Here is a 664-nt window from a genome sequence, read left to right on the forward strand (position 1 = left end):
TCTGGCGGTACTGCAAGAGAAGCAGATTCCCGCCATGGAAAACATCTCGACCGTTGTCGCCGCCGGCCACACCGTGTGCCGCAAACTGATTCCCGCCATGGAAAACATCTCGACCGTTGTCGCCGCCGGCCACACCGTGTGCCGCAAACTCGACGACGGTATACCGGCGCGCACCGTCCTGGACGGATTGGACAACGATGCCTTCGGAATGAACCCCGCATTACGCGAGCAGTCAGATCGGCTGGCGGCCACCATGAGCCGATTCATAGCGGCAGCAGTCGAGGTCTACTGTCCGGGCGACCAGGGCAAGATCGCTTCACTGGCGGGCGCTCGCAAGTCCACCGCGCCCGCCGGCCGGTTCGTGGCAGCGCATCACCGTCTCCGGACCGGCACCGGTGGCGCGGTGCTCGGCTCACCGGTCGACACCATAGCCACCGGCGACGCGTCGCAACCGAAACCGCCGAAGCGGCTCATGGTGGCCGCCAGCCGATCTGACTGCTCGCGTAATGCGGGGTTCGCCGCTATGAATCGGCTCATGGTGGCCGCCAGCCGATCTGACTGCTCGCGTAATGCGGGGTTCATTCCGAAGGCATCGTTGTCCAATCCGTCCAGGACGGTGCGCGCCGGTATACCGTCGTCGAGTTTGCGGCACACGGTGTGGCCG

1 protein-coding gene is annotated in these 664 nt (G+C 65.1%); it reads left to right on the plus strand.

What is annotated here, in order from left to right; genetic code table 11:
• On the plus strand, positions 1 to 664 hold a 664-nt coding region (locus tag EJK91_RS21485; RefSeq protein ID WP_164518074.1), incomplete at both ends, for a DUF732 domain-containing protein.

Origin of the sequence: Mycobacterium sp. P7213 (assembly GCF_900604305.1) — a bacterium.
Taxonomy (GTDB): Bacteria; Actinomycetota; Actinomycetes; order Mycobacteriales; family Mycobacteriaceae; genus Mycobacterium.